5 protein-coding genes are annotated in these 9541 nt (G+C 53.5%); all 5 read left to right on the forward strand.

Features of this window, described 5'->3' with window-relative positions; translation table 11 throughout:
• Positions 1-171 precede the first annotated feature (171 nt).
• The 5 genes from ACTH3S_RS16570 (at position 172) to ACTH3S_RS16590 (ending at position 8958) form a co-directional block, all read left to right on the forward strand.
• Positions 172-3327, forward strand: a complete 3156-nt coding sequence (locus ACTH3S_RS16570) for a type I restriction endonuclease subunit R (RefSeq protein ID WP_441810117.1) — start codon at positions 172-174, stop codon at positions 3325-3327.
• Positions 3328-3372: 45 nt separating this feature from the next.
• The gene (locus ACTH3S_RS16575) at positions 3373-3729 is read left to right on the forward strand and encodes an MbcA/ParS/Xre antitoxin family protein (protein ID WP_441810118.1); all 357 of its coding nucleotides are present in this window, start codon (positions 3373-3375) and stop codon (positions 3727-3729) included.
• Between the two features lie 990 nt (positions 3730-4719).
• Positions 4720-5724 (forward strand): integrase domain-containing protein, encoded by a 1005-nt coding sequence (locus ACTH3S_RS16580; RefSeq protein ID WP_441810119.1) that lies wholly within the window; start codon positions 4720-4722, stop codon positions 5722-5724.
• Positions 5721-6071, forward strand: a complete 351-nt coding sequence (locus ACTH3S_RS16585) for a hypothetical protein (protein WP_441810120.1) — start codon at positions 5721-5723, stop codon at positions 6069-6071. The genes ACTH3S_RS16580 and ACTH3S_RS16585 overlap by 4 nt, the downstream gene beginning before the upstream one ends.
• A gap of 622 nt (positions 6072-6693) precedes the next feature.
• The gene (locus ACTH3S_RS16590) at positions 6694-8958 is read left to right on the forward strand and encodes an ankyrin repeat domain-containing protein (protein WP_441810121.1); all 2265 of its coding nucleotides are present in this window, start codon (positions 6694-6696) and stop codon (positions 8956-8958) included.
• Positions 8959-9541: the final 583 nt, after the last annotated feature.

Raw genomic sequence — 9541 nt, forward strand, 5'->3', positions numbered from 1 at the left:
TGGCGCGGCCGGTAGAACAACTGATTAATGACAACACCCTGGTGGCCTTGGCCCTGCTGGTGGCGGAAAGCCTGCCGGATCAGAAAACCCTGATGATCCGGCTGATTGAGCATTTCCTGCTGCTGAAGGAGCCCGCCGATGTTAGAGGTGAAGGGGAATAAGGACTGAGGTATGACGGAAGATCAGCTGGAACAACAATGCCTGCAATGGTTCGCCGAAGGTGGCTGGGAGATCGCCCACGGGCCTGACCTGGCACCGGAGGGCGAAGCCCCGGAACGGGCCGATTACCGGCAGGTATTGTTGCTGGCGGATCTTGAGGCGGCTATTCACCGCATCAACCCTCACCTGCCCCAGAGCGCCGTTGAACAGGCTGTGGCGGTCGTCCGCAAACCGGAAAGCCTGGATTTGGTGATCAGCAACCGGGCCTTTCACCGCCTGCTGCTGGACGGTGTGCCGGTGGAGTACAAGCGCGACGACAAGGTAGTTCACGACCAGGCCTTTCTGGTGGACTTCGGCGACCTGACCGCCAACCGCTTCCGGGCCATCAACCAGTTCACTCTCGAAGGCTCCAAACAGCTCCGCCGGCCGGACGTGGTCTGTTTTATCAACGGCCTGCCCCTGGCGGTACTGGAGCTGAAAAGCCCCGGCGCCGAGAACGTGAACATCTGGGATGCCTACAACCAGATCCAGACCTACAAAGACGAATGCTCCGATCTGTTCGCCTACAACGAGGCGGCGATTATCAGCGACGGCTATCTGGCCCGCGTGGGTTCCCTAACCGCCAGCCAGGAACGCTACATGCCCTGGCGCACCATCAAGCATGAGGACGACAAGCCCCTGCTGGAATGGCAGCTGGAAACCATGGTGCGGGGCTTCTTCGACCGGGAGCTGTTTCTGGATTACATCCGGTACTTCGTAATCTTCGAGACGGATTCCGACAAGCTGATCAAGAAGATTGCCGGTTACCACCAGTTCCATGCGGTGCGTGAGGCGGTGAAGGCGACGGTGATTGCTGCACAGGATATGAGCGGCGATGGTATTAGCGAGAAGCGGGCCACCTACGGAGACGAGGTTCTGCCCGGCAGCAAGAAAGCCGGGGTAGTGTGGCATACCCAGGGCTCCGGCAAGAGCATTTCCATGTGCTGTTACGCCGGCAAGCTGCTGCAACAGTCGGAGATGAACAACCCCACGTTGATTGTCGTCACCGACCGCAACGATCTGGACGGCCAACTGTTCGCCACCTTCAGCGCGGCCCGGGAATTGTTGAAGCAGGAACCGGTGCAGGCCGACGACCGGGATACGCTACGGCGCCTGCTGTCTGAACGGGAATCGGGCGGCATCATCTTCACCACGGTACAGAAGTTCGCCCTGCTGAACGACGAATCCGGCCACCCGGTACTGAACGATCGCCATAACATTGTGGTGATTTCCGATGAAGCCCACCGCAGCCAGTACGGGCTGAAAGCCACCCTCAAAAAAGACGGCACCTATAAATTCGGCTATGCCCGCCACATGCGCGATGCTGTGCCCAATGCCTCGTTCATCGGTTTTACCGGTACCCCCATCGAAAACGAAGACAAAGACACCCGGGCCGTGTTCGGCGATTACGTGTCCATCTACGACATCCAGGACGCCGTGGACGATGGTGCGACCGTGCCCATCTTCTACGAATCCCGCCTGGCCAAGCTGGACATCAACCGCGAACAAATCGAGGAGCTGTCTGACCAGGTGGAGGAAGTGGTTGAAGACGACGAAGACGTTGGCAGCCGCGAGAAAACCAAGGGCGAATGGAGCCGGCTGGAGAAGCTGGTCGGCGCCGGCCCGCGCCTGAAGCAGGTAGCGGAAGACCTGGTGAACCACTTTGAAACCCGCTCCAGCACCATCGACGGCAAGGCCATGATTGTGGCCATGAGCCGGGAGATTGCGGTTCACCTGTATAGCGAGATTGTCGCCCTGCGCCCGGAATGGCACGACGATGATCCCGAGAAAGGTGCCATCAAGGTTGTGATGACCGGCTCCGCCTCTGACCGCGCCTTGCTGCAACCGCACATCCACAACAAGCAGACCAAAAAACGTTTCGAGAAGCGCTTCAAGGACATCAACGACCCGCTCAGGCTGGTGATCGTGCGGGATATGTGGCTGACCGGTTTCGATGCGCCCTGCTGCCACACCATGTATGTGGACAAGCCCATGAAGGGCCACAACCTGATGCAGGCCATTGCCCGGGTAAACCGCGTGTTCAAGGACAAGCCCGGCGGGCTGGTGGTGGATTACATCGGCATTGCCAACGAGCTCAAGCACGCCCTGAAAACCTACACCGACGCCAAGGGCAAGGGCTCCCCCACCCACAGCGCCGAAGAAGCCTACGCCATCCTGCTGGAGAAGCTGGACATCATCCACGGTATGTTTGCGCCTGGCCCCAAAGGTAAGGGGTTCAGCTACAGCGGTTTTGACACCGAGCCCCACAAGTATCTGGTACCCACCGCCAACTACGTTCTCAGCCTGGAGGACGGCAAGAAGCGCTTCCTGGATACGGTGCTGGCCATGAACAAGGCCTTCTCGCTGTGCGCCACCCTGGACGAGGCCCAGGCGCTGCAGAAGGAGGTAGCGTTCCTGTCTCAGGTGAAGACGGCCATCACCAAGTTCACCAGCGTAGACAAGAAGCTGACCGAGGAAGAGAAGAACACCGCCCTGAAGCAGATCCTGGACAACGCGCTGGTGGCCGAAGGGGTAACGGATGTCTTCGCCCTGTGCGGCCTGGACAAGCCCAACATCGGGCTGCTCTCTGACGAGTTCCTGGAAGACGTTCGGCAGATGCCCTACAAGAACTTCGCCGTGGAGCTGCTGGAAAAGCTGCTCAAAGACGACATCAAAGCCAAGACCCGTAACAATGTAGTTCAGGAGAAGAAGTACGCCGACCGCCTGCAGGAGACGCTGCGCAAGTACAACAACCGGGGCATCGAGACAGCCCAGGTGATCGAAGAGCTGATCGCCATGGCCAAGCAGTTCCAGGCTGAAATGGAGCGTGACGCCGCCCTCGGCCTGAACCCGGACGAAGTGGCCTTCTACGACGCCCTGGCCAGCAACGAAAGCGCCGTGCGGGAGCTGGGAGACGAGATCCTGAAGAAGATCGCCGTGGAGATCACCGACAAGCTGCGCAAATCCACCACCGTGGACTGGCAGGTGCGTGAGAGCGTGCGGGCCAAATTGCGAATTCTGGTGCGCCGAACCCTGCAGCGCTATAAATATCCGCCAGACAAAGCACCAGCGGCGATTGAGCTGATCATGCAGCAGGCGGAAGTTTTGTCGAATGGGTGGAGCCGTTGAGTCAGTGGAATAGATAGATCATGCGTTCTTCGGAATCGGGCAAATATGAAACCTAACCAAGGGCTAGTACTCGCAAAAGTCGCCGCCCGGGCCGCGGCAGAACTGCAACTCTCGACCGCGCAGTATATTGATGTTTTGGGTGTCGACGTGACGGGCCTGAACGGCTTAAATGTGGCGGACTCAGGCACCCCAATAGACCCGCAAAGCCAGGCAGGGAAAAGGGCTTTGCAGTTAATCGAGATCTATCAGCTACTTCAGTCTCAAACCGGAAACGATCATGCGGCAATGGTTCACTGGATGACAACAGAGAACCGCCGGCTCGGTTCGCGCCCAATCGACTTGGTGGCGACGACGGCAGGCCTCGGCCAGATCACAGCGTATCTGGAATCACTGACGCCCTAATCGACGAAAAGGCGCCAGCGTTGTACATAGGTTCTCCAGAAAAATTCAGTAAGCAGGCGATATTATCGGCCAGCTCTAGCATGGAGTTTGGACATGGGTTAGTCACCTGTCTTGGATCGGCAGTGCACCGCGAATGCACCCGTAGTGTACCTAGAGGTTCAACGATATGTGCGTGGGAATTCAGCAGGTACACTCCCGGTACACTTGGAGTGCACTCGGCGCCTCCTCTGCTAGTTTTGGCCAAGCACTAATCATTGGCTAAACGCGCTAAAACTGCGTTTACTCTGCTGGACATCCACGACAATATTCCAGACAATATCCATGAACTGAGGCATTGCCTCAACTGCGTCTAGCTGGGACCATAAAACAAACAGCATGAAAAATGGATCTGTCGATCCGCTCTACAATGCCCTATGGGCACCCCCTAACGAGTTCTCCACGACCTCTCCCCTTAAACGCCCTTTTTGGCATCGATCTCAACCAACATATCTCGGTTTTTCTGTTCTGGCTTTATAGCCTTAAAAAATTGAGATGCATTAGGTTTGGATGGAGTTCACCGCCTGTTATCAGGCATTCCGGAGCTCTTTCCAACGCCACGAGCAACGAAACCCTGCACGAAACCTATAGGACTGGGTGGATTACCCCGTAATCAGCTGTGCGTCATCACCGCCACCACTCAACTTTCGTTCTCGTCCCACCCCTACCACTAAATGTGGTGCCCATACCTCACAAGTCATGCTGACTGCATGAAGCCCGCCCCGACCAGAAATGGTATCGCCGGTTTGTGAGGAAAAATCAATCGCGCTTGCAGCAGCGCTAACGGAGGCCCGGAGCCATGATCTGGACATGGTTAAAACTAACTTAGCGTACGGGGACAGGGCCTACGCGTGTGGAAAATCGAGAGGTCCTGACCCCATATGCTGAGGGTTTGCCACACAACCATGCTGCACACACTGATAGGAGATATGTCGCTATTTAGGAAAGTACGAAATGAAAAATCAGAAACGGACGATCAGAAATAATAATAAGCGGAACTTTGGCCTAGGCCATAAGCCTGGATACGCAGCGAAAGTGGCGCTTGCACAGGCTTATGGCGAGGATGACCATCATAACTCCCGTTTCACCCACCACGCCCGATTTGAACACTACCTGAAATGGCTGTCGAAACTCGACCCACCGATTCGAGACCTGCGCAAAATCACATTGGCCCACGCCGTTGAATACGCAGAGACTCTGGCAAATGCTGTGCTCTCTGGTGATATGGAAGTTAGCTATGCACAGAATCTTATCTCGACGGTAAACGTGGTTATGCGAGCAGTACGGCAGGATAAGGCAATTTGGATTTCCCCAGCCGCCGCAGTCGGTAAGAGATCCTACATAAGAACGGTCTTGCCAATGGCAACGTGGGATAAGGTCATCGAGGCTGTCCGGCTCGCTGAAGCCGAGAATAACTATCGAGGCGCAGCAATGGTTTTGCTCTGGCGAGCATTTGGAATGCGCTTCCGTGAGGCAGCCTTGGCAGACCTGCATCGAATGAAATGGGAAGCTGACACCTATGGCGCTGTAAATATACTGGAGGGGACTAAAGGGGGCTTCAAATCTGAACTTCGGTGGATTCCAGTTGAAAGTGTCCAGTGGCAAGCTCTTGATTACGCACTTCATGCCATTTCCAGCTCTGGCACATGTCTGATCGACACCAACATCTCCCTTAAAGAGTTTCTGAATCGGCACGCCAACCCCATGCGGACGATTCTCAAACAGGTTGGCGTTAATTGCCCGAAAGACCTACGGGCCGAAGCGTTTATCGAGGTATACGAACGAGAGACGGGTCAGTCTGCGCCGCTTAAGCAGTCAGGGCCGTTCGACAGAGAGGCCGATTCCGTAGGCAGAGAAGTGGTGAGTAACCGAGGCGGCCACAAGCGCACAAGGATCTCATCATCCTATGTCGGAAAGCGACACAGAACCGATCACGCTGAAGAGGAGGTCAGGCAGTGAATCTCGATAGCGTATACAAACGCATCAAGGCCAAACAGGGCGCTGAAAGAACTCGAAAACTGCATTTGAACCGCATCGTTAAAATGATGGCCGCTGTCGAGTCTCGATTTCCTGAAGTTAAAAAAATTCAGCAGGTTAAACAAAAGCACTGCCGGTGGCTGCTGGACCACTGGTGCAGCCCATCCACCGAGAAGGATTATAGAAGCTCACTCCGCCTTTTGCTGGAAGCTCTCGGCCGGGATCAGACGTGGCTCAAACAGCTGGGTATGTCCCCTTCTTCTGCTGGCGGTCGACCCAGAAGCGTTTCTGTCGTCCGCTCGCGATCATCGAAGCATTGGTTAGATTGAGCGAGGCTTGTGGAAACGAACTTGCTTTCAGTGCATAAAATGGGAGGTCATTGACGATCGGATTCCCCCCCCTTACCTGCAACTCGTGATCGTGTCGCCGACCTGGCCTCGAACTCTTTGATGTCGTCCTCATGCCACCTGGCTGTGGCTGGGCCCAGCTTATGAGGCTTCGGGAAAAAATCATAACTCACCCAGCGCCATATCATTGCTGGAGAAACATCGTACCGCTTTGCCAACTGTTTGATATTAATATACATAGTGTCACCTCATTTAGTTGAATTGACACTATCTAAAATACCGATTGAAGCTATGCAGGTGCCCGGTCAAAGTGACGATTAAGCGCAATTAGACGGGGATTTTAAGTTTTAGCTACTAAAATCAGCCTGGCCTACAGTGATAGGCCGCCACATCTCATGTTACTCAGACTCGAACCAAAAACCCTTCCGGTAACTTCCTGTAATCACAACGTAAAGAGTGGTCAAACCCGATTAACAAAACATCTGCAGCATATATCATGTGCCTTTAATTCTTTGGAGATTGGGCTAATAAAATGCGTTTTCATCTTCTCATATTATTCTGTTTGGCAATCATGCTCTCTGGCTGCGCGTCCCAAAGCAAACTCATGGCTTCAATTTCTGAGCATGATGTTGCAACGGCCGAGAAAATGGTTCAAAAAGGAATTAGCCCTTTCAAAACTGACGCCAACGGTCAATCTGCGGTGTCTTTAGGGTTGGCTGCAGGTGAAGCTACCGATACTTACAAATGGGCTCACGCACTTGCCAAGGAAAGCTCTGTAAAAGCCAAAGAGCTCCTAGCGCTCATAAAAAGCGGCAAGCTGACGGCCGAGCAGTTCCGAACTGAACTTGAGAAGGCCTCTTTTTATATTGATGCGCCGGTAGATGGCTACGGAAGCTCACTACTAACCACATTGGCAGAAAGCACCGATTATGTTGGGTTCATCACTACCCTAATCAACTTTGACGCAAACCTTGACCACCAAGTTCAGGGGGGATACACCGCCCTTACACAGGCCACTTATTTGGGTCAAGTTGAAGTAATCAAAGCTCTAATTAGTGCTGGCGCTAATCTTGATGCGAAAGTCGATACTGGATGGACAGCCCTGCATTACACCGCAAATCCTGTCACAAGCGGAAATCGAACCCACGACGCGCAGATCGCCACAATGCTGATCGACGCCGGAGCTGACCGAGATGTGAAGAACAGTAAGGGCGCAACCCCGCTCTATCTGAGTGTCTGGAACAATCGCGCAGCGGTTCAACAGACCTTGCACAATGCCAAGGCGAATCCAGACCTGGCGGGTAACGATGGACGGACACCGCTCATGCAAGCTGTGTTCGAAGGCAACACTGGAGCGGTTCAAACTCTTATCGCCGCTGGAGCAAACCTGGACATTGGGGATGATTCAGGCTGGACAGCGCTGCACTTCACTGCAAACAACGCCGCCAATGGGACTCGCACCAACGATGCCCTGCTCGCCCAGCTGCTTATCGATGCGGGTGCTGATCGGAACTCCAGAAACAACAGCGGCGCAACGCCTTTATATCTCTCCGTATCAAATGATCGTTCAGCGGTTCGACAGACTCTGCTAAACGCCAAGGCCAACCCGGACATTGCTGCCGACCAGGAATGGACACCGCTCATTAGGGCTGTGTTTGATGGTAATACCGAAGCAACTCATGCCCTTATCGCCGCTGGAGCAAACCTGGACATTAAGGATGATACAGGTTGGACCGCTCTGCATTTCACTGCGAACAAGGCCACCAATGGGGTTCGCTCCAATGATGCCACCCTCGCCCAAATGCTGATTGACGCAGGCGCTGACCGGAACGCCAGAAACAACAGCGACGCAACACCTTTGTATCTCGCCGTATCAAACGATCGTTCAGCGGTTCAACAGATTTTGCTGAAAGCCAAGGCGAGTCCTGACATTCCCGACAAACAAAAATGGACACCGCTCATGCAAGCCGTGTTCGACGGCAATACTGCAGCAGCTAAAACTCTTATCGCCGCTGGAGCAAATGTGGACATAAAGGATGATTCAGGTTGGACGGCCCTGCACTTCACTGCAAACAACGCCGCCAATGGAACTCGCACCAACGACGCCCTGCTCGCCCAACTGCTGATTGACGCGGGAGCTAATCGGAACTCCAGAAACAGCAGCGACGCAACACCCTTATACCTGACCGTATCAAACGATCGCCCCAAGGTTCGACAGGTCCTGCTTAGAGCCAAAGCGGATACTGATATTGCTAACGATAGTAGTTGGACTCCTCTCATACGAGCCGTTTACGACGGCAACATCGGCGCTGTCAGCGCCTTGGTCAAAGCTGGAGCCGATATGGAGAAAAAGAGTAATTCCGGCTGGACCGCTTTACATGATGCTGCCCTCCCTCAAGAGAGTGGCAATCGATCAAACGATACGGAAATAGTAAAAACTTTGATTCGCAAAGGGGCGAACGTTAACAGCCTTAACGATGAACTGGCAACGCCTCTTATGCTTACCGCTCTGAACAACCGGGAAGATGTTGCGCGTGTTCTCCTAAAAAATGGCGCCCGAGTTGACATAAAAAACAAATTTGGAAGAACAGCCGAAGAGGAAGCCATTCGTGCTGACAACTACAGAATTGTAGCGTTGATCAGAGAGTTCAAACCCAAACAAGCCGTGAACACCAAGGCTGTCAAAAAACGCACAAGCTTGTATCCCTCAGCACCTGCGCCACGCGCAGGATACACCACCTGCAACACTCGGTGTTCAAATGGGGACTGCTACCGAACCTACAGTGATGGCAGGCAAACTCGTTTTCAGGCCGAACGAAAATACAATCCATTTTCAAGCCAATGGGAGTATGACTCTGGAAGCTGTTGAATATTGTACTGAAACAACTGATCAACAATTTATTTATAGAGATATAAATTAAACACATCCCTGAGCAGGAGAGAATTGCTGTGTACCGAGCTCAAGGTAGCTCAGGAACGCCATTCTCCTTCAAATTTCAGTGGGACATATACAGCGCTGCGGCTCTGTTTGGTGAAGATGCATTGGTGTTTCGAAAACTAACAAAGAAGTGCGTGTTGCAACCATCTTGCTAAAGCCACGCAGAAGCAGGCTGGCGAATCAAGCTGAATGCAAAGTACAAATGGATTGGAACTCGACTGGTGTAGCCTCCAGCACAGCGGATAGTGTAGGAAATACTTTGAAGTCGAAATTATCAGCGATGCTTGGTGTCTTACCAGGTGGAATCGTTGTCGAATCTGAGTTCTGTAACGTGTTGCGTTCATGTAATCGTTACAGGATAGGAACTATTTACATCTACTGACAATTTGTCTGGCTTTGGAGGCAAAATCCGGGCTCGCAGGGTAAGCGTTGGTTGGGTGTTTTACGGTACATAGGTTGCAAATTAATTTGGCGACTAATGGATTCAAAGCCCAAAAGTCGCCAGTTTCAAATG

The organism is Marinobacter sp., assembly GCF_052094685.1.
GTDB lineage: Bacteria > Pseudomonadota > Gammaproteobacteria > Pseudomonadales > Oleiphilaceae > Marinobacter.